The 19,237-nt window shown below is 56.1% G+C and carries 18 protein-coding genes and 2 pseudogenes; 7 read left to right on the top strand and 13 right to left on the bottom strand.

From position 1 onward, the window contains the following. Positions 1-47 precede the first annotated feature (47 nt). From ACP4CD_RS00820 to ACP4CD_RS00835, 4 genes are all read right to left on the bottom strand, one after another. The gene (locus ACP4CD_RS00820) at positions 48-722 is read right to left on the bottom strand and encodes a phytanoyl-CoA dioxygenase family protein (protein WP_082885495.1); all 675 of its coding nucleotides are present in this window, start codon (positions 720-722) and stop codon (positions 48-50) included. 135 nt (positions 723-857) lie between these two features. Next, the gene (locus ACP4CD_RS00825) at positions 858-1,256 is read right to left on the bottom strand and encodes a hypothetical protein (protein WP_157197848.1); all 399 of its coding nucleotides are present in this window, start codon (positions 1,254-1,256) and stop codon (positions 858-860) included. 456 nt (positions 1,257-1,712) lie between these two features. Beyond that, positions 1,713-2,300 carry a DUF6624 domain-containing protein gene (locus tag ACP4CD_RS00830; protein WP_426992983.1) on the bottom strand — a complete coding sequence of 196 codons (588 nt, stop codon included), beginning with the start codon at positions 2,298-2,300 and terminating at the stop codon, positions 1,713-1,715. Positions 2,301-2,365: 65 nt separating this feature from the next. Continuing rightward, positions 2,366-2,662: a DUF7660 family protein gene (locus ACP4CD_RS00835; protein WP_071159982.1), complete on the bottom strand. Its 297-nt coding sequence runs from the start codon at positions 2,660-2,662 to the stop codon at positions 2,366-2,368. Between the two features lie 195 nt (positions 2,663-2,857). On the opposite strand from ACP4CD_RS00835, the pseudogene ACP4CD_RS00840 reads away from it, so the two are divergent. Then, positions 2,858-3,823 (top strand): annotated as a pseudogene (locus tag ACP4CD_RS00840) (integron integrase); the annotation flags it as partial. Positions 3,824-3,984: 161 nt separating this feature from the next. Here ACP4CD_RS00840 and ACP4CD_RS00845 read toward each other — a convergent pair. From ACP4CD_RS00845 to pta, 3 genes are all read right to left on the bottom strand, one after another. After that, positions 3,985-5,175 (bottom strand): acetate/propionate family kinase, encoded by a 1,191-nt coding sequence (locus ACP4CD_RS00845; RefSeq protein ID WP_426992985.1) that lies wholly within the window; start codon positions 5,173-5,175, stop codon positions 3,985-3,987. Between the two features lie 105 nt (positions 5,176-5,280). Continuing rightward, positions 5,281-5,850, bottom strand: a complete 570-nt coding sequence (locus ACP4CD_RS00850) for a DUF2380 domain-containing protein (protein WP_426992987.1) — start codon at positions 5,848-5,850, stop codon at positions 5,281-5,283. A gap of 8 nt (positions 5,851-5,858) precedes the next feature. Beyond that, positions 5,859-7,988, bottom strand: a complete 2,130-nt coding sequence (gene pta / locus ACP4CD_RS00855) for a phosphate acetyltransferase (protein ID WP_426992989.1) — start codon at positions 7,986-7,988, stop codon at positions 5,859-5,861. A gap of 236 nt (positions 7,989-8,224) precedes the next feature. Here pta and ACP4CD_RS00860 point away from each other — a divergent pair, with 236 nt between their 5' ends. The 3 genes from ACP4CD_RS00860 to ACP4CD_RS00870 are packed head-to-tail and all read left to right on the top strand — an operon-like array spanning position 8,225 to position 9,244. Then, the gene (locus tag ACP4CD_RS00860) at positions 8,225-8,866 is read left to right on the top strand and encodes an FHA domain-containing protein (protein WP_064028012.1); all 642 of its coding nucleotides are present in this window, start codon (positions 8,225-8,227) and stop codon (positions 8,864-8,866) included. Between the two features lie 4 nt (positions 8,867-8,870). Next, positions 8,871-9,050 carry a PilZ domain-containing protein gene (locus ACP4CD_RS00865; protein WP_426992991.1) on the top strand — a complete coding sequence of 60 codons (180 nt, stop codon included), beginning with the start codon at positions 8,871-8,873 and terminating at the stop codon, positions 9,048-9,050. Further along, complete coding sequence (locus ACP4CD_RS00870) at positions 9,047-9,244, top strand: hypothetical protein (RefSeq protein WP_426992993.1); 198 nt, start codon at positions 9,047-9,049, stop codon at positions 9,242-9,244. Before ACP4CD_RS00865 ends, ACP4CD_RS00870 begins: the two co-directional genes overlap by 4 nt. A gap of 6 nt (positions 9,245-9,250) precedes the next feature. Here ACP4CD_RS00870 and ACP4CD_RS00875 read toward each other — a convergent pair whose 3' ends face one another. The 6 genes and pseudogenes from ACP4CD_RS00875 to ACP4CD_RS00900 all read right to left on the bottom strand — a co-directional run bounded on the left by ACP4CD_RS00875 (position 9,251) and on the right by ACP4CD_RS00900 (position 13,399). Next, positions 9,251-9,727 (bottom strand): protein disulfide oxidoreductase, encoded by a 477-nt coding sequence (locus ACP4CD_RS00875; protein WP_071155678.1) that lies wholly within the window; start codon positions 9,725-9,727, stop codon positions 9,251-9,253. A gap of 1 nt (position 9,728) precedes the next feature. Further along, positions 9,729-10,205, bottom strand: coding sequence for a M48 family metallopeptidase (locus ACP4CD_RS00880; RefSeq protein ID WP_426992995.1), 477 nt, complete (start codon positions 10,203-10,205; stop codon positions 9,729-9,731). 116 nt (positions 10,206-10,321) lie between these two features. Continuing rightward, positions 10,322-10,486, bottom strand: a pseudogene (locus ACP4CD_RS00885) (hypothetical protein); the annotation flags it as partial. Then, positions 10,444-10,956 (bottom strand): transglutaminase-like cysteine peptidase, encoded by a 513-nt coding sequence (locus ACP4CD_RS00890; protein WP_426992996.1) that lies wholly within the window; start codon positions 10,954-10,956, stop codon positions 10,444-10,446. The gene ACP4CD_RS00890 and the pseudogene ACP4CD_RS00885, both read right to left, overlap by 43 nt. 143 nt (positions 10,957-11,099) lie before the next feature. Further along, on the bottom strand, positions 11,100-13,001 hold the full coding sequence (locus ACP4CD_RS00895; protein ID WP_426992998.1) for a LapD/MoxY N-terminal periplasmic domain-containing protein: 1,902 nt from the start codon (positions 12,999-13,001) through the stop codon (positions 11,100-11,102). A gap of 11 nt (positions 13,002-13,012) precedes the next feature. Beyond that, the gene (locus tag ACP4CD_RS00900; RefSeq protein WP_064031493.1) at positions 13,013-13,399 is read right to left on the bottom strand and encodes a group II truncated hemoglobin; all 387 of its coding nucleotides are present in this window, start codon (positions 13,397-13,399) and stop codon (positions 13,013-13,015) included. A 126-nt stretch (positions 13,400-13,525) separates the two neighbouring features. Here ACP4CD_RS00900 and ACP4CD_RS00905 point away from each other — a divergent pair, with 126 nt between their 5' ends. The 3 genes from ACP4CD_RS00905 to cas3f all read left to right on the top strand — a co-directional run bounded on the left by ACP4CD_RS00905 (position 13,526) and on the right by cas3f (position 19,197). Next, on the top strand, positions 13,526-14,194 hold the full coding sequence (locus ACP4CD_RS00905) for a Bax inhibitor-1/YccA family protein (protein ID WP_139306118.1): 669 nt from the start codon (positions 13,526-13,528) through the stop codon (positions 14,192-14,194). A gap of 466 nt (positions 14,195-14,660) precedes the next feature. Then, positions 14,661-15,863: a type I-F CRISPR-associated endonuclease Cas1f gene (gene cas1f / locus ACP4CD_RS00910; RefSeq protein ID WP_313729770.1), complete on the top strand. Its 1,203-nt coding sequence runs from the start codon at positions 14,661-14,663 to the stop codon at positions 15,861-15,863. A gap of 19 nt (positions 15,864-15,882) precedes the next feature. Further along, positions 15,883-19,197, top strand: a complete 3,315-nt coding sequence (cas3f, locus tag ACP4CD_RS00915; RefSeq protein WP_426993000.1) for a type I-F CRISPR-associated helicase Cas3f — start codon at positions 15,883-15,885, stop codon at positions 19,195-19,197. Positions 19,198-19,237: the final 40 nt, after the last annotated feature.

Below are 19,237 nucleotides of genomic sequence, written 5' to 3' on the forward strand. Positions count from 1 at the left end.
TGAATAGGGTATGCGGTGCATACCCTACGCGGCTCGCCCTTACCCGATTAGACCGCATATCGCCACCGCAAACCTAAAGGGAGCATCGGCTGACCGAACAGAAAGTGAAGAACGCGCCGGAGGCTACTGCCGGTTGCTTTGGAGGAAGCATGCAGAAGCAATGGACGCATGACTAAGGCAGTTCCGACCTCAGCGGTGCACTCAACTTCTTTGAAGTTGTTCTTTTCAGCAACGGCTGCTGCTGGATCAATTCGGCCAAGGCTATGAGAGCCACAATAGACCCTGACTGGGCCGTCATTTGCGCCACAAGGATCAATGTGGACGCGCACAGCGACAAGCTGTTCAAGCACTTCGGGCGGTGACTGGACGAACAATTCTCCCTCTTTTCTCGACCAGCCGTGTAGGCGGGGATGGGATATCTGTTCCACGACGGGGATGCTCAGATCCTGGTGGATTGGCACGATCCAGTTTCTTTGGATCGACTTCTCAAAGTAGGTGCACTGGACGCAGACAGAGGTGCGAGGGATGAGGCCAGCGAAAAGCGGGGAACTACGAATGCGATCGGCCAGGGTCGTGCACCAGGGCTCCGCCAACAGACAACGCGAACCGGCCGATTGATGATCTGGAAGGGTAATGCGACCCGCAATTTCGAGGCACTCCGTCTCTGGCAATACACCAGAAACGAGAACAAATCCGTCGGTGGAAAATGATGCAGTAGACATGATCGGTGAGGTCTAACGCCAAACTAAGGGGCGCGCCGCTGATTGAATTGAGCGAAGCCGGCGCACCTTGATAAAAAACAAAACTTCAAAACGGCTAGCGGGCGGCGCGTCCCTTTGAGCGTTGTGTTATGTGCTTTATACATTTGCCCGCCTTTTGAAAGTAGTAAATAGCGCCGCAAACACAATAAAACTCAAAATTAACATACAAACTACATTTTGGTATGTGGCTTCTGCCTGAGTGGCGGGTGACCAATTCTTGGTGTAGCCTCTGGCTAAATATTCCCAGAACATACTAAATGTGATGTAAATAATTGGAAACGCAAATATTTGAATTTTTGATATTTGATTTTTCATTAAAACCCATATTTGCATGACTGAGTACAATATAAGAACAATCGATAATATCGCACGAATAGGAGTTAAGTCTGGTCTACCTTCAATACTATTGGCATAGGACACATTAGCCACAAACAGGCCAAAAATAATGCCAATAATGGCCTGAGCCCAATGGATGATGGCGTAACTTTTATTCATGCTTTTGCACATAACGCTCCACATAACAGGAAAAATAAAGAGGAGTGAGCTATAGCGAACGTAGCTTTATTTTTTCCATGTTGATGTGGTTGTTATAAGGCAATTTACAAATTTGCGGCAAATACTAATAATCCGAATCCTGTAATTAAAAACACTGTGAAAACAAGCCACTCTTTGGCGCTCACTAGGTGTAGTTGAATATTTTCTGTGAATTCCTTGTTTTCAGATTCAAGCCGTTGACTGTGTTTTTTGATTAAAAATCTGAGTCCAAACATCCAAACGGAGAAGGCTACTACAAGCGCCGCTAGTTTATACGGTGGAAGTTTATTTATTACATTGATTAGAAGTTGTATCCCATCCATATATCTTCAGGCCCTGCTTTATAACGACCAAGCTCACCCGACGAAAACCGCATCGCGGTTTTTGGTCGGGTGAAGCGCATTGTTAGCGGCTGACCTAACCCCCATGACTCGCTTTGTTTGACTGAATTTTGTCATAATCCTTTTGGAGATGCTCGGTGTGTTCCTCTTGTGACCAAAGATCTAATGCAGCCCTTCTTACATTTACTTCCGCTGGATTTTCAGTGGGTAATGGATACATTAAACCTTCTTTCACTTCATGCTGAGTTCCATAAATTTGAAGTTTACCCTGGCATATTAAAACTCTATCTTGTAAATAGGCGAGGTACCATCCTTTGGCCTCACTTCTTTCAACTGCTGCCTTTAGTAAGTTAATACACTCCTCTTGAAACTCTGGCTCTAGGACTGCGTGTTGCACAATTAACCAAGTTGCTTCAGAGCCATCTTCTCCCACTTCGCTTTCCAGTGGCCAACCAAACTCTTCAATTATTTCTTTTATTCTATTATTATTTTCTTCATGAACCAACCTCATTTCGGGGTGATACTCCTTGTCATCAAGCTCACCTCTCTCTACCAAGCTAGCGCGAGTAGAAATATCCTTCTCTCTCATAGCTAGCAATTCTGTTCGTAGTGTCTGATTCATATTTTTCTTGCCGCTAACGCTGAGTTGTGCCGCGCCCGCCACGGAAACGCCAGGAAACTTGGCGCGTTGTCTCGGGCGTCGGCACGAACGACGTGTTATGTGGCACTTTACTCATAAAACTTTCCGGCATGAAGAATGTGTGCCGCCCGACGCCAAGGGTTTTCTGGTTTTGTGTATGTGGAAAGCCCCTGACTTGATGCCTTTCCCCAACTTGCCGCAGCATCCAGAAAGGCACCCACACTTCCGTTTTCCCATCCGTTTGCTCCTGAGCTAAACGGAGGGCTTGGAGTTTTACGCTCTTTTTCATTTTCATCTTCCCAGTCAGCGTGCAGGGCCTCAACGAAGGCAAGGAATGTCTTTTCGTCATGCACGGTGTCTGCTAGCTGAAAGAGGTCAGTTGCCATGGTGTTGTGCCACATAACTATTGATTATCAGGCAAATCTGCCCGTATAAGTTGATATTAACCGCCTTTTCAGGCACTTTTGCCTGCGTATCCGGAAAAGTGGGCATGTTTGCCTCGATAACTTGCTATTAGCCAGGAAATCAGGCAATCTTGCCTGCGTATTATGTTGCCGCTGACTCTATCAGGTAGGTGTTTTATGTCAAGCACCAAATCGCCAGCCTTATTGGACGATGTGCGTCGCGTGATGCGGCTGAAACATTATTCCTTGCATACCGAACGTAGTTATTCCGATTGGATCAAGCAGTTCGTCAAGTTTCATCGGATGACGGAACGGCAGGCTTTGTTCGATGACAGCGAGGCCAAGATAGAAGTTTTTTTATCTCACTTAGCGACTCAGCGTAAGGTCGCGTCGGCAACGCAAAACCAAGCGATGAATGCCTTGGTGTTTTTGTATAAGCATGTCCTGAATAAGCCCTTGACCAAACGTATAGACGCGATCCGCTCCAAAACGCATCGCCATGTTCCGGTCGTGTTGTCGGTGGACGAAGTGAAGCAAGTCTTGGCGCGGCTGGAGGGCTTACCGCAACTGGTGGTCAAGCTGTTGTACGGCAGCGGTTTGAGAATTAGCGAAGCCGTCCGCCTCAGGGTGCAGGACATCGATTTTGCCTACAAGCAAATTACCGTGCGTTCCGGTAAGGGCGACAAGGACAGGGTGACGACGTTTGCCGCCTCGCTGGCGCCGTTGTTGCTTAACCATCTCGACAAGGTCAAGGCGGTTCACGATCAGGATTTAGCCGACGGTTACGGGGCGGTTTATCTGCCTTATGCGTTGGCGAAAAAATACCCGAATGCCGAGCGCGAATGGGGTTGGCAATACGTGTTTCCGGCGCGTTCGTTGTCGGCCGATCCTTTATCCGCTGCGACACGGCGGCATCATTACGATCAGTCGCTCATCAATAAGGCGATTCGGGTGGCGGTGCGGCAAGTCGGTATCGCCAAGCGGGTATCGGCGCACACTTTCCGCCACAGCTTCGCCACGCATTTGCTGCAACGCGGCACGGACATTCGCACGATTCAAGCGTTGTTGGGGCATAACGATTTGGAAACCACGATGATTTACACCCATGTGCTGCATCAGGGTGGGCAAGGCGTCGTCTCCCCGCTGGACGATTTGGAGGGGCGGCCGATCCGCAATCCGGTTAGCGGTTTAAGCGTGGAACCGGGGGCCGCAAAGCGTCGGCGGTATTCGGTAGCCCGAGTCAAATCCACGGTCTTTCCAGTGACGGAACGCGGCAGGCGAAAAGGCTGCCGGACTATCGCTCTTTACGTTGCCCGCTTTGCCAGACAATCCGCGGTCTGCAACGCGATTTCCAATTCCTCGTTGGTGGCGATGACCAGCACCGCGACCGGGGAGCCGGCCGGGTGGATCGCGGCCGGCTTGACCGGCGCGGCGTTGAGCTTGGGATCGACGACGATGCCCAAGCCGGTCAGGTCGGCACAGCAAGTTTGGCGCAGCCAAGCATCGTTTTCGCCGATGCCGCCGGTGAAGACCAGTGCATCCACTCGGCCGAGTACCGCAAAGTACGCGCCGATGTATTTCTTGATTCGGTAGGCGTACATCGCTAAGGCCAGCCTGGCCGAGTCGTCGCCTTGCTCGGCCTTGGCGTGGATGGCGCGCATGTCGTTTTCGCCGCAGACGCCCAGGCAACCGCTGGCTTTGTTGTAGAGCTGGTCGATCGCATTCAGGTCCATGCCCAGCGTGCGGGCCAGATAAAAGGCGATGGCCGGATCGATGTCGCCGCAACGGCTGCCCATCATCAGGCCTTCCAGCGGCGTCATGCCCATCGAGGTGTCGACGCTGACGCCGCCGGCGATCGCTGCGACGCTGGCGCCGTTACCCAAGTGCAGGGTTATCAGGTTGGTGTCGGCCAGCGGCTTACCCAGCAATTTGGCGGCTTGTTTGGCGACATAAGCATGGGAGGTGCCGTGAAAACCGTAGCGGCGCACGCCGTGTTCGCTGTACAACTGGCCGGGCAGGGCATAACGGAAGGCGTAGTCGGGCAGCGTGTGGTGGAAGGCGGTATCGAATACCGCGACTTGCGGAATCTCGCCCATCTGCCGCAACGCTGCTTCGATGCCGGACAGATTGGCCGGATTGTGTAGCGGTGCCAGCGGGATGGTTTCGGCGATTTGCCGGGTGACGTCGGCGTCGATCATGGCTGGTTCGCGGAATTTCTCGCCGCCGTGTACCACCCGGTGGCCGATGCCGGCCAGCGGCTGACCATTGACGACCCCGCTGGCGGTCAGCGTTTCGAACAATAGGCCGAGCGCCTGGCCGTGGTCGGCGATGGCGGCGTCGATTTGCCGGTTGTCGGCGCCGATCCGGTAGGCATGGCGGGCATCGGCGCTGCCGATGCGTTCCAGCAAGCCGGAAATCGAGACGGAATGGTCGTCGGTTTCGACGACGCTGTATTTAACCGACGAGCTGCCGGCATTTAGAACCAGAATTTTCATCGCGAGTAATTGGTGGTTTGCGGTGATTGGATGGCGGTCGATGGTTTAAAGTCATTTGCCGGTGAAGCGCCGCCGATCGCGGCTGAGGCCGCTCCCACGGCCACTTCATTTTCGGCCAGGTGTGAACACGAATTCGTCATCGTCAGGCTGGCTTCGGCGCGCCGAATCGGGCGGTGGCGGCGAGTAGCGGCGCTCCAGGTCTTGATCGATTTTGGCGGCCAGCGCCTCGACGGCCTTGCCGGTCAATTTGGCGTCGCCGCCCTTGGATTCGGTGATGTAGTTGCCGACTATTTTTTGCTGCTTGACCTCCACCAAGTGGCCCATCAAGTAAACGAATAAAAACGACGGTTTGTGCAAGCGGCCGACCAGCACGTAATCGGCGGCATGGCGCGAGCCGAGTTGAGCGGCCGCGTCGGCATGATCGAACAAATATCCGACGCCGCTGTCCGCGCCGCGTTGTTCGGCGTCCGGTATATCGACGATGCGATAACCGGCGCCGGCCAATTCGCGTTCCAGCAACGGTTTTAACGACGCGGTCCGCTGGATTTCGGCCGGTACGCCGGGGGCCAGCGTCATATCCTTGAGCTCGAAGTTCAGAATCGCGATGCGGGTTTCCGCCGTTAGCGGCGCGGCCCATAGCAGCCAGGCCCAGATCGTTAGTCTCGCGGAATTCATCGGCAGCGTCACGCCGGCGCGGCTTGCTGGGCCTGGATCGCGGTAATCACGACGGTATTGACGATGTCGGTCACCGTGCAGCCGCGGCTCAAGTCGTTGACCGGTTTGTTCAAGCCTTGCAGAATCGGGCCGATCGCGATTGCGCCGGACGAGCGCTGCACGGCTTTGTAGGTGTTGTTGCCGGTGTTCAGGTCCGGAAACACGAACACGGTGGCCTTGCCGGCCACTTGGCTGTCCGGCAATTTGGTCTTGGCGACGCTGGCATCGACCGCCGCGTCGTATTGCATGGGTCCTTCCAGCAGCAGGTCGGGGCGTAAGGATTGGGCGATGCGCACCGCTTCGCGGACCTTATCGACCGCCTCGCCCTTGCCGGATTCGCCGGTCGAGTAGGACAGCATGGCCACGCGCGGTTCGATATTGAAGGATCGCGCGGTATCGGCGGCGTTGATGGCGATATCGGCCAGTTGTTGAGCGTTGGGGTTGGGGATCACCGCGCAATCGCCGTAAACCAGTACCCGGTCTTCCAGACACATGAAGAACACGCTGGAGACGATGGAGGCGCCGGGTTTGGTTTTGATGATTTCGAACGCCGGGCGGATCGTGTGCTGGGTGGAATGCACCGCGCCCGATACCATGCCGTCGGCGTGGCCGAGGTGGACCATCAAGGTACCGAAATAGCTGACGTCGGCGACCAAGTCGTAAGCGGTATCGAAGACGATGCATTTGTGCTTGCGGGCTTCGTAATAGGTTTCGGCGTAGAGCCGGCGTAGTTCGGAAGTCATCGGATCGATGATGTCGACGCCGTCCAGTTTCAGCGACAGGCTTTGGATCTTTTGGCGGATTTCCGCTTCGTTGCCGAGCAGGGTGATTTTGACCACGTCGCGCAGCAGCAGGATTTCGGCGGCGCGCAGAATGCGTTCCTCGTTCCCTTCCGGCAACACGATGTGCTGCTTTTTGGCCTTGGCGCGTTGCAACAAATCGTATTCGAACATCAGCGGCGTGATCTTGCCGCTGACTTTGCTGCTTAGCCGCAGGCGCAAGCCGACCATGTTGATATTGGCTTCGACCAAGCCCAGCGCCTTGGCGATTTTGCGTTCGTTTTGACTATGTAAGCGCGGCCCGATCTGACTGACTTGCATCGCGGTGGTGAAGGTGTCGGAATCGACGCCGAGAACCGCGAATGGGGTTTCGCCGAGGCCGTCGATCAATTTCCGCACTTGTGGCGCCGGCTCCTGGTGGCCGGTCAGCAGCAAACCGGCGATTTGCGGGTAATTTTTGGAATGGTAGGCCATCAGGCTGGCCATGACGATGTCGGAGCGGTCGCCGGGCGTGATGATCAGATCGCCGGCTTCGACGTAATCCAGAAAGTCCGGTACCAGCATCGCCGCGACCTTGTAATGCGACACTTCCCGGCCCATCGCGCCGTTCTCGCCGGAAAATACCTTGGCGTCGATGGCCCAGGCGATGTCGCCGACGCTGGGTTTCTCCAGGGCCGGATCGCCGGGAACGATGTAAACCGGAAATTCCGGATCGTGGGGGAGGGTGTGGCGCAAGGTGTCGGTCAGCTCGAGCGACGCGCCGTTGACGACGGTGGCCAGTAACTCGCAATCGTGTTCGTGCAAAGTGTGTTTCAGGCTGACCAGACTATGCAGGATTTGCTCCTGAGTACGATGGGAGCCCTGAATGACAGGCATCAGCAAGCAACCCAAATTGTTGGCGACGTCGAGATTGAATTCGAAGGCGAAGGCCGCGTTGTCGCGGCGCGGCGCGGTGCCGACGCACAGAATGTGTTCGCAACGCGCCTTCAAGGCCCGATACTTGGCCAAAATCAATTTCAGCAGTTCGTCGTATTGTTCGGCGGCCAGCAGCTCGCGGGCCTCGTCGGCATTGCAGCCGTACATCGCTTCCGGCGGACAAGGCAGCGCGTAGCGGTGGCTGATGAATTGAATCATGTCGTCCTTGGCCGGACTGGTTTGGATGATAGGCCGGAAAAAGCCGATGTGGCCGGCGAAACCGGACAGCATCTCCATCACGGCCAGCATGATCAAGGACTTGCCGCTGCCCTCGTCGGTGCCGGCGATATAGATGTCCTGGGCAATCAACGGTTCGGGATTCGGGAGCGCGGATAGATCTGGCATGGCGGTCGTCGCGGTTGACTGGGTGATAGGGCAAGTTTAGCGCAGAACGCGACGGCGGACCGAAAGGCGATTATTCGTGCCGTCGCGGAATCGGGAAACATCCCGAGTCATTTTGTTGTAAAACATCTCTTTTTCCAATAACGGGCCGGATCGCTTTCAAATTCCGGTTTGCTCTGCAACGGAAGTGATAGTGGCTATACTAGGTAACCGGCGCAGGGACTAATTGACTATCGACGATGGCGAAATTTACCGTTTATTTTAAAGACAAGGCGATCCAGGCGGGCGTATTCGATTCCGGCATCGTGCATATCGGCCGCGACGATACCAACGACGTGGTCGTCGACAGTCTGGCGGTCGCGCCGGCCCATGCGGTAGCGGTGGTCAAGGGCGACGACTGCGTGATCAAGCAGCTGAACGAGGAGTTTCCGCTGGTCGTCAACAATCAGCGCGCCAAGGAATGGAATTTGCGCAATAACGATATCGTCAACATCGGCAAGCATTACATTCTTTATCAGACCACCGGCCGGTTTCAGGAAGCGGTGTTCACGGCGCCGGTCGCCAATCCGGACGCGGGCGTGGAAGCCTTGAATCGCCGTTTGGACGAGGCCGCTAAAAGTACCGAAGCGAATTTACAGGTGATGAACGGTATCCATATCGGCCGGGTGTTGCGGCTTAGAAAAGCCATGACCCGGATAGGCCACGACGGCGCCGGCGTGGTGGTCATCGCCCGTCGCAAGGACGGTTATTTCGTGTCGGCGCTGCAGGGTCACGACGGCTTGGCCGTCAACCGGGAGCCGCTGGGCGACCGGATCGTCAGATTAAACGCCGGCGATGTGATTGTCGTCGACAATGTCGAAATGAAATTTTTCCCGGAATAGCGCCATGGCATTCGAAAAAAGCGAAGACAAACGCCGGTTTCAACGGATTTTTTACCATGCCGGCGCGGTGTTGACCGGTCCGGACGGTCCGCTGGCTTGCAAGATTGCCGATTTGAGCCTGCGCGGATGTCTGTTGCGCTTCGATCAAGCCTGGACCGCCGGTCTGGGGGGGACTATACCTTGAGTTTCGAATTGTCCGACGACGCGGCGATCAAGATGGCCGTCAGCGCCACCCATGCCGAAGACGGGCAAGTGGGTTTCAAATGCGAGCACATCGACATCGAAAGCATTTCCTATTTGCGCCGCTTGGTCGAATTGAATCTCGGCGACAGCGAATTGCTGGAGCGCGATTTGGCGGCGCTCGGCGACTTTTCCTAAATCGCGCTAGATCAGTCCGGCCAGCCACAAACGGGCGCGCAAGCCCCATTCGCTGGTATAACCCACCGTGGTAAACACAATTTGGCCGGTACGGTTTAGAAAGAACAGCGCCGGCACCCCGCGCAATCCGTAGCGCAGCCCCAACTCGCCGTCGGGGTCGTTGACCACCGGCCAATCCAGACCGCGTTCGTTGAGATAGCGAGCCACCTCGGCGGCATCGCCGGAGCGCTCGGCCACGGTCAGGCCGGGATAATCGCGCAACACCTTATCCACTTGAGTCTGAATCCCGCGACAGACGCCGCACCAACCGGCCCAGAAATAAATCAGCGCCGGGCCTTGAGCGACCCCGGCCAGCGCATCGCGGTTTTGCAACGTGCGTTGCTCGATCGCCGGCGGTTTGCCGGTCACCAAATCCTGGCTGACCAAAAATTGGCCGCCGAAGATCAACACGGCCGCGAACAAGTAAAAAACCGAATTTCGCATGCTACAAACCTTGCATGATCGCGGCGCCGTGTTGCTTCAGCCAAAGCCGTTGCTCCCGGTAGTTCGGCAAATGCGCTTCGACCAATTGCCAGAAATCGGCCGAATGATTTTTATGGCGGATATGGCACAGTTCGTGGACCACGACGTACTCCAGCGCGGCGGGCGGTGCCAGCATCAACAGCCAGTTCAAATTGATGTCGTTCTTCGGTCCGCAACTGCCCCAACGGCTTTTTTGGGTTTTGATGCGGACGGCGCGCGGCATCAAGCCGTGACGAGGGGCGTGGCGTTCTATCCAATGCAGGGCTTGGATACGGGCTTGGCGTTTCATCCAGTCGCCGAGCGCCAGTCGGATGCGTTCGGATTCGTCGCTGGTCTCGCCGGCCGGCATGCGTACGTGAAAGCCGCTACCGTCGCGTAGCTCGACGCCAACCGTTTTGCGGGCGGCGGTTTCGATCCGCAGCGGAATCCGCTCGCCCAAATACGGGACCGCCGCGCCGTCAGTATATAGCGCCGGTGCCCAAGCCGGCGCCGGCCGGGTTTTTCGGCGACCCGTCGCAGCGCCGCGCGGATCCAATCCTGTTGCGCGGCGACGAAGGCTTGGATTTGTCGTTCGGGAACCTTGGGCGGAGCGACCACTTCCACCCGGCCCGGTTTGACGACAATGCGGGTGCGTTTGGCCCGGTTGCTGCGGCGCAGATGAAATTCGGTGGCGGCGGTCACAGCGGCGGCTCCATCATGCGGTCTTTCAGCTCGGTCCACAGGCTGATCCGGTCCGAGCCGCCGACGCGCTGGCCGGAGCCCTTGCTTTTAGCCAGCCACAAGCCGGTACCGTTAAAACTGTAGACCGGTTGCAGATCGCGGCGCTTGCTGGCCGGCAGGATGGCGGTTTTCAAGTTGTCCAAGACCAGCGGCTCCGCGCGCGGCGATTCGAAATAGGTGAGTACCATGTGCGCTTGATTCAACTCCAGTGCCTTGACGTAGGTGATTCTTAATTTGCTGTCGCTGACGCCCATTTCCACCAGCGTGAAATATTTGGCGATCGAGTAATCCTCGCAATCGCCGGCGCCCTTGACCAAAAACTCCGTCGGCGTGGCCCAATAATCGGTTTTGTGCCACAGCGCGATGTCGTCGACGAATTCGACGTTTTGATTGAAGAAGTCGTTGACCCGGCGCATTTTCTCATCTTCGGAAAGGTCGCGGCCGCTGGCGATCAGTTGCTGCCAGTCCAACAGCCGCTGCTTGGCCGGCGCGCCGTATTTTTTCGACCGCCGCTAGCATTTCCGGATCGAGGCCGAAATCCTGGGCCAAGGCCAGACACGCCAGCCAAAAAGCGGCGAATACCGCGCCGATCAGACCGCGCGGCGCCCGGATACTAACGGCTAGCACCGGCGAGACCCATCGCCTTCAAGGTTTGGTAGTCGGCTTCCGATTGAACGTTTTCGGCAAGAACGGCAATGTCCATTAGGGCCGCGATGTCTTGAACGGTCTGTACGAACACGTGTTTTTGCGCCGAGTCGCAGACCCCGTTGCCGAGGTCGCGGGCCAAACGGATGAAGTCCGGCCGCAGACGTTTGACGGTCTCGGCCGATAGCGATTGGGTTTCGAAGCGTTTGATCATGACCCGGCCGCCCAGGCTATGCACGTCGGCGATAAAATCCCGGTAGGCTTCGACATCCTTGGCGACCGCGTAAGCCGACAGGCTAAAGACCAGTTGCTTGGCGGCGATCGGGCTTTGCTTTAACAAAATTTCCAGCCAACGGCGAAATTCGCCGTTTCTGACGGTGCGGGTCGACAGGTTGACGGCGATGCTATGGGCAAGGTGGCCGTCGCGGATGTGGTGTACGACTTGTTCGATGATGCCCCGATCCAAGTCGACGATTTTGGCGAACTTCTCGGCAATCGAAATGAACGGGCCGATCGCGACCAGTTCGCCGTGACGGTCGTGGACTTGGATAAAGGCTTCTTCCATCAATAGCGCGCCGGTGGCGAACGCGGCGGTCTGGCCGATATACCACACGGAATAGTCGCAGCGGTCCACGCAATCGAACACCAAGCTCTTCCAGGCCGTGATGTCGCGGGCGATATTGTCGCCGGCCCGAATGAAATAACTGTTGGCGCCGATCAGCTGAGCTTGTTCGTGGGCTTCGTGGGCGGCTTCCAACAGCGATTCGGCGCTGCCGACCGGGTTCAGGCGAGCGACGCCGATGTGGACCAAGTCGGGTTTACGGTACTGTTCCCCCAATTGCGCGATATCGACGGCCAAGCTTCTTAACAAATCTTCGACGAAGCCTTGGTCGGCGGTTTCGATCAATAGCGCGAATTCGGCGCCGTAGAACCGGTAAGGCTTGACCGGATGGGCCGCGCTATCCGCAGTGTGTTGCAGCAGTTTGGCGAAGCGGCTCAGCAGATCGTCGATGGCCGCGCTGTCGTGTTCCTTGACCAATTCGGACAGACTGTCCAGGCGGATCAAGGCGACGTGGGCGTCGCCGTGCTCGGCGAACAGCGGTTTCAAGTCGGTTTCGAACACCGATTTTTTATACAAACCGGTCAAATCGTCGCGCAACAGGCTGGCGCCCATTCGGTCCAGCTTGGTTTGCAGCGAGGCGATCGCGGTTTTGATTTTTTGCGACATCGTATTCATCGACGCGGCGACATTGCGGACCTCGCGGGTCCAAGGCAGCGCGTGTATCGTTTCGTAATGGCCTTCACTGATCCGGTGCGCCAGCCAGTCGATCTTGTTCAACGGCGCCAGCGTCATCCGCAACACAAACACCAGCAGACTGATCGAAACCAGGAAGGCGGCCAACGAATAGTAAAACGCCGATTTGGCTTGCTCGTAAAGTTTCAGATAGGCGAAGCCGGGATTGACGGTCACGTAGACGACGCCGGCCAGATTCCAGCCGGTACTGATCTCGGCTTCGGCGGTGGCGGAGGTCATCGGCAGCCGGTCGATGAACCAATCGGGCACGCCCTCCACGCGCTTTTCGCTGATCAGTTCGACCAGTTCGCGGTTTTCGGCGTCCACGATGCGAATCTCCTTGTAATAGCCCATGTCGAAAATCGCGCTGGCCATCGACTGGATGACTTGATCGTCCGGGTTGGTCATGTACGGGCTCAGCGATAAGCCCAGCGAGGTCGCGGTATCCTGGGCATGGCTTTTCGACTCGCCTTCCAGATAATCCTTGATGTTGCCGACGCTCAGCGCGAAGTTGACGCTGAATATCATCAAAAACAGCGCCGAGATCAGGATTAACAATTGTTTGGATAAAGACATGGGAGGGTTTCCTAGGTGTCCTGATTGATCATGTGCGTGGCCAGATTTTGCAAGGCCGCGCGGATATTGTCCCGGAGTCTGGGGTCCATCGCGATTTCGTCCAGTGCCTTGTTCATGCACAGCATCCACTGGTCGCGCTCGGACTCGCCGATTCGAAACGGCAGATGCCTGGCTCTGAGCATCGGATGACCGAACTCCTGCATGAAAAGATCCGGGCCGCCCAGCCAGCCGGAGAAAAACTTGAACAATTTGTCCTTGGCCGACGCCAGATTGTCGGCGTGCATCGCCCGTATGCCTTGGGCTTCGGGCAGAATGTCCATGTAGAAATAAAAACGGTCGACCAGACTGCGCAGCGCCGCTTCGCCGCCGGCCAGTTCGTAGGGGGTGGTGCTTGTCATCACCTTTTAGCCTCTAGTTTGCAAATTGTTTAGGTATACTAGCAGACGGCGCTGCCGATGCCGGGAAACTCCGGCGCGATTAAACGGTCACAGCGACACTTGTTCAACTCAAGAGGATAACCAATCATGCGTTTAAACACTGCAACCGTTCGTTCGGAATCTCGCATTCTGACGACCAATAAAGTTTTGAAGAATACCTATTTGTTGTTGTCGATGACCTTATTGTTCAGCGCCGGCACCGCCGCGTTGGCGATGATGCTGAATCTGCCGCATCCCGGCCTGATCGTGACGATGGTCGGCTATTTCGGCTTGTTGTTCCTGACCACCCGGTTCAGCAATAGCGCGCTGGGCTTGGTATTCGTGTTCGCGTTGACCGGCTTCATGGGCATGACGCTGGGACCGATTTTAAACATGTACATCCAGGCCTACAGCAACGGTCATCAATTGGTCTTGACCGCGTTGGGCGGTACCGGAGTGATCTTTTTGGGCTTGTCGGCTTACGCGCTGATCAGCCGCAAGGATTTCAGCTTCATCGCCGGTTTTTTAATGGTTGGCATCATGGTGGCCTTCCTGGCCGGTCTGGCGGCGGTCTTGTTCTCGATTCCGGCCTTGTCCTTGGCGGTATCGGCAATGTTCATCCTGTTGATGTCGGCGATGATCCTGTACCAAACCAGTGAAATCATCCACGGCGGCGAGACCAATTATATTCTGGCCACCGTGTCCTTGTACGTTTCGATTTACAACTTGTTTACCAGCTTGTTGCAATTGCTGGGCGTGTTCGGCGGCGAGGATTAATCGCTGATTGCTACCTAAAATAGGGCGGCTCCGGTCCGCCCAGTCCCCAAAAGCCCCACTGACTTCGTGGGGCTTTTTTTGGCAAAAATTTCGCGGCGTGGAAACGGCTTCAATAGCACTGGAACGCGTTCCGAATCGGTATCGTCAAACGCAAACTCGGCCCTATTGACCACGGGTAGTCCGTTCGGGCCGAGCTCGTCGAAACCCGCTGGCGAGCCCTTCGACAGGCACAGGGCGAACGGTAACTAAGGGCCGTTATAATAGGCGCGGCACTCGACTCGACCGACAGCTACGCATTCCCGCCGCTCCGATGCCCCGACGCAAATTCGACCCTTTGCAACGGCTTTAACCGTGATGGCTGATATTCCGGCACGGCAGGCCGTTCTCCCTTCCTTTGTCTAGCCTTGACGCTGGCGCGCCGACGCGGCAATAATCCGGGCCGTTTTGGAACAATCATCCGACGGTTATGGAACAACTCACCGACCTAAAAGCCATCCTCCACTCCAAGCGCGCCAACATCTACTACCTGGAAAAATGCCGGGTGATGCAAAAGGACGGCCGCGTGCTGTACCTGACCGAAGCCAAGGACGAAAACCTGTATTGGAACATCCCCATCGCCAATACCACGGTGATTCTGCTCGGCACCGGCACCTCGATTACCCAGGCAGCGATGCGGATGCTGGCCAGCGCCGGCGTGCTGGTGGGATTTTGCGGCGGCGGAGGCACGCCCTTGTTTAGCGGCTGCGAAATCGAATGGCTCACCCCGCAAAGCGAATACCGCCCCACCGAATACATCCAGGGCTGGCTGAAATTCTGGTTCGACGACGCGCAACGTCTGACAGTCGCCAAGGCTTTTCAACAAGCCCGCGTCGATTACATTCGTAAGGTATGGAGCAAGGACCGCGAACTGCAGGCTGAAGGTATCTTCGCTGACGACAGCGCCATAGCTGCCGCGCTGGACAATTACGCCGGCAAGCTCGGCAGCGCCGAAAAAACCGGCGACCTGCTGCAACGCGAAGCGCTATTGACCAAACAGCTCTACCGTTACGCCGCCAAGGCCACCCAACACGGCGATTTCAGCCGCGACCACGACGCCACCGACCTTGCCAACGGTTTCCTTAACCACGGCAATTACCTGGCCTACGGCCTGGCCGCCACCACCTTATGGGTACTGGGCATCCCGCACGGTTTCGCGGTCATGCACGGCAAAACCCGGCGCGGCGCGCTGGTGTTCGACGTTGCCGACCTGGTCAAGGACGCCATCGTCCTGCCCTGGGCTTTCGTCTGCGCCAAGGAAAAAATGAGCGAACAGGAATTCCGCCAGCAAATCCTGCAAAAATTCACCGACCACAAAGCGCTGGATTTTATGTTCGAGCAAGTCAAGCGAGCCGCCATACAACAAACCGACGACGTGAACAATGCCGTTCGTGGTGAGCCTGTCGAACCACAAACTGACGGCGTAAACAAAACTGTTCGTGGTGAGCCTGTCGAACCACAAACTGACGGCGTAAACAAAACTGTTCGTGGTGAGCCTGTCGAACCACAAACTGACGGCGTAAACAAAACTGTTCGTGATGTGCCTGTCGAACCACAAACTGATGACGTAAACAAAACCGTTCGTGGTGAGCCAGTCGAACCACGAACACATCAACTGGACGACCGCCCATGATGGTCACCTTCGTCAGCCAATGCCAGAAAAAGCCCTGGCCCGCACCCGCCGCGTGCTGGACGCCTTCGCCAACCGCATCGGCGACAACACCTGGCAAACCGTGATTACCGAAGAAGGCCTGATCGCCGTCAAAACCCTGCTGCGCAAGACCGCCACCAAAAATACGGCGGTTAGTTGCCATTGGATTAGGTCACGGAGCCGGAGCGAATTGGTTTGGATAGTCGGCAATCGCAAGCGCTTCAATGCCGAGGGGGTTGTGCCGGTCAACAGCACGCAAAAGAATCTGCTGAACAGCCAATGGGAAAACAACTGGACCTATTTGCCGGCCATCAAAGCCTTGGTCGCAGTTGCGGCGTTACTACACGATTGGGGCAAGGCAACTGCTTTGTTCCAAAGCAAACTCAAATCCAGCTCTTGCGTAGGCGATCCGCTACGCCACGAATGGATTTCCTGTCTGTTGTTGAATGGTTTGGTACGGCTTGCGGGTGATGAAGACAAAACTTGGCTGAGGCTGTTGGGCGATGACAACTGGGACGAAGCAGCGTTAAAAAATCTGACCGCCGAAAACCTGAAAAATCCATTGGCCGACTTACCGCCGATTGCACAACTCGTCGGCTGGTTGATCATGAGTCATCACCGCTTGCCGAGTCGCTTCAAACCGAACGACGAGTCGGGACAGAATCGAGAAAGTCTGGCGCGCATGCTGAAAAGCTTGAACGCGGACTGGGGCTACCAAAATCCCAACGACGACGATAAGCGCCTGAAAGCCTGCTTCGAATTTCCAGACGGTTTGTTGTCGCAATCCGATCCATGGCGCAAACAACTGAAAAAATGGTCGGCCAAGTTGCTACAGAACCAAGTGCCGATCCAAGCCTTGCTCGACAACGGCGCCTACCGGCTGTTGCTGCACCATGCGCGTTTGTGCCTGATGCTGGGCGATCACTATTACTCGTCCTGCCAAGCCGACGGCAATTGGCAGTCGGTAATCGATCTTTACGCTAACACTGATAGCCAAAAACGGCTCAAACAAAAACTGGACGAGCATTTGGTCCGCGTCGGCGATCAAGCTTTGAAAATCAGCCAAACCCTGTCGCGCTTCAGTAGCGAGATGGATGCCGCCTACGACATTAAAAGCCTCAAGCAAAAAAGTCCCGCCGGTTTCGAATGGCAGGATAAGGCCGTGGACGGCATCGCCCGCTTCAAAGCCCAACATCAAGCCCAGCAAGAACAAGGCTACGGCTGGTTCGTGGTGAATATGGCCAGCACCGGCTGCGGCAAAACCGTGGCTAATGCCAAAGTCATGCGCGCACTGGCGGACGACGGCGATAGTTTGCGCTACGTGCTGGCCTTGGGTTTGCGGACCTTGACCTTGCAAACCGGCAACGAATACCGCAATCGATTGGGTTTGACCGACCAGGACCTGGCGGTTTTGATCGGCTCGGCGGCAATCAAACAGCTTTACGACAAAGCCGCGCGGAAAAAAGACCAGCCGCCCGGCTACGAAGACATCGGGTCCGAATCCAGAGAACAACTATTGGCGGAAGATCTGGATTTTGGCGACATGCCGCATGCCGAATTTCTCGACGTGCTGTTTCCCAAGCATCAACCCCGGCTGACCGAAAAACACAAGGCATTTTTATACAAGCCGGTGTTAGCTTGCACGATAGACCACATCATCGTCGCCACCGAAACCCGGCGCGGCGGCAAATTCATCCTGCCTTGTCTGCGCCTGTTGTCCTCCGATCTGGTGATCGACGAAGTGGACGACTTTGACGGCACCGATTTGATTGCCATCGGCCGTTTGATCCATTTGGCCGGCATGTTGGGCCGCAAGGTGATGATTTCCTCCGCCACGATTCCACCGGATTTGGCGGAAGGTTTTTTCCATGCGTATCAAGCCGGTTGGCAATTGCACAGCCATTTCAAAACCGCCCATCCGCTAGTGGCCTGCGCCTGGATCGACGAGTTCGGTACGCAAGTCGAGCGACTGGACAACACGGATTCCGATAGCCGTTGCCGGCAATACGCGCAGCTACACCGGCAGTTCATTGGCAAACGGGTCGGCCATCTGCACAAGCAACTTGTCAAACGTAAAGCCATTATCGAACGATGCGACGAACTGCTTGCCTTGAAAAGCCAGCCTGTTGAGCAACGGCAACAGTATTTCGCCAAAATTCGGCTAGCCGCCGAACGGCTGCACGCTGATCATCACAGCATCGATGCCAAAACCGGAAAGCGCGTATCGTTCGGCGTAGTGCGGATGGCGAACATTCCGCCTTGCGTCGCGCTGACACGCTACATGTTGCAAGCGGAATGGGGCTGCAGCATTGAGCCGAAAATCATGGCTTACCATAGCCGGCAAGTGCTGCTAATACGTCATGAACAGGAAAAACATTTGGATGAAATTTTGCAACGCAAGGAAAAACCAGGCCAAACAGCGAAAGCATTTCAGGTCCCCGCAATCCGCCGGCATTTGGATTCCACAGCAGCCGATGACGTATTGTTCATACTGGTGGCGACGCCGGTGGAAGAAGTGGGGCGCGACCACGATTTCGATTGGGCCGTCATAGAACCGTCGTCGTTTCGTTCCATCATCCAGTTGGCAGGCCGGGTGCTACGCCATCGTCGACTATCGGCCGATATCGAACACGCCAATATCGCCGTGATGCAATACAACCTGAAAGCCTTGCGGCAATCGGGCGGCCCGGCCTATTGCCGACCGGGTTACGAAAACGGCAAAAGTCTAAGGTTGACCAGCCACGACTTTGCTCAATTGGTGGACGAAGCCGAATTGAACAAAGTCGTTAATGCCGTGCCGCGCATTCAACGCCCGGAAAAGCTGGAGCCGAAACAGCGCTTAGCTGACCTGGAACACCAAGCCCTACATCAAAGCCTGACCGATTACCGGCAACAAGGCCCGCAAGCCTTGCAGGCCTGGCTGCACGAAAATTGGTGGCTAACCGCCGTGCCGCAGCAAATCAACCCGTTTCGAGCCGGCAATCCGGAAACATCGCTATTTTTGGTCTGGCGAGACGGTAAAGCGGTGTTTTGCGAGAAGGACGAACGCGGGCAATTCATCCCTCGCCAATCCGTATACAACATCGTGCCGGCGGAACCCTTTTCGGCTAAAGCCCAGGCCCGATCATGGATGACGCGCGATTACCAAAGCATATTGCGCCAACACGCCGATAGCGTAGCGGCCGGCGCCGACGTCGATCCCGAACAGCTATTACAAGCCGCATCCGAGCGTTACGGCGAAATCATGATTCGTCCGAATAGCGACAATCCTTGGTTTTATTCGGATCAATTCGGCTTGTATCAAGACATGAATTAGCAGGAACCATAAAAACACGCTTCAAAGGAGGCTATTGCCA

Source organism: Methylomonas stagni, assembly GCF_050154735.1.
Lineage (GTDB): Bacteria > Pseudomonadota > Gammaproteobacteria > Methylococcales > Methylomonadaceae > Methylomonas > Methylomonas koyamae_A.

What these genes read in the sequence shown, in the direction of transcription:
- pta (WP_426992989.1), bottom strand. Translation starts at nt 7,988, where the DNA reads ATGCCAGATCTATCCGCGCTCCCGAATCCCGAACCGTTGATTGCCCAG.
- ACP4CD_RS00860 (WP_064028012.1), top strand. Translation starts at nt 8,225, where the DNA reads ATGGCGAAATTTACCGTTTATTTTAAAGACAAGGCGATCCAGGCGGGC.
- ACP4CD_RS00895 (WP_426992998.1), bottom strand. Translation starts at nt 13,001, where the DNA reads ATGTCTTTATCCAAACAATTGTTAATCCTGATCTCGGCGCTGTTTTTG.
- ACP4CD_RS00900 (WP_064031493.1), bottom strand. Translation starts at nt 13,399, where the DNA reads ATGACAAGCACCACCCCCTACGAACTGGCCGGCGGCGAAGCGGCGCTG.
- cas3f (WP_426993000.1), top strand. Translation starts at nt 15,883, where the DNA reads ATGCCAGAAAAAGCCCTGGCCCGCACCCGCCGCGTGCTGGACGCCTTC.
- ACP4CD_RS00820 (WP_082885495.1), bottom strand. Translation starts at nt 722, where the DNA reads ATGTCTACTGCATCATTTTCCACCGACGGATTTGTTCTCGTTTCTGGT.
- cas1f (WP_313729770.1), top strand. Translation starts at nt 14,661, where the DNA reads ATGGAACAACTCACCGACCTAAAAGCCATCCTCCACTCCAAGCGCGCC.
- ACP4CD_RS00905 (WP_139306118.1), top strand. Translation starts at nt 13,526, where the DNA reads ATGCGTTTAAACACTGCAACCGTTCGTTCGGAATCTCGCATTCTGACG.
- ACP4CD_RS00850 (WP_426992987.1), bottom strand. Translation starts at nt 5,850, where the DNA reads ATGAATTCCGCGAGACTAACGATCTGGGCCTGGCTGCTATGGGCCGCG.
- ACP4CD_RS00825 (WP_157197848.1), bottom strand. Translation starts at nt 1,256, where the DNA reads ATGAATAAAAGTTACGCCATCATCCATTGGGCTCAGGCCATTATTGGC.
- ACP4CD_RS00875 (WP_071155678.1), bottom strand. Translation starts at nt 9,727, where the DNA reads ATGCGAAATTCGGTTTTTTACTTGTTCGCGGCCGTGTTGATCTTCGGC.
- ACP4CD_RS00865 (WP_426992991.1), top strand. Translation starts at nt 8,871, where the DNA reads ATGGCATTCGAAAAAAGCGAAGACAAACGCCGGTTTCAACGGATTTTT.
- ACP4CD_RS00845 (WP_426992985.1), bottom strand. Translation starts at nt 5,175, where the DNA reads ATGAAAATTCTGGTTCTAAATGCCGGCAGCTCGTCGGTTAAATACAGC.
- ACP4CD_RS00835 (WP_071159982.1), bottom strand. Translation starts at nt 2,662, where the DNA reads ATGGCAACTGACCTCTTTCAGCTAGCAGACACCGTGCATGACGAAAAG.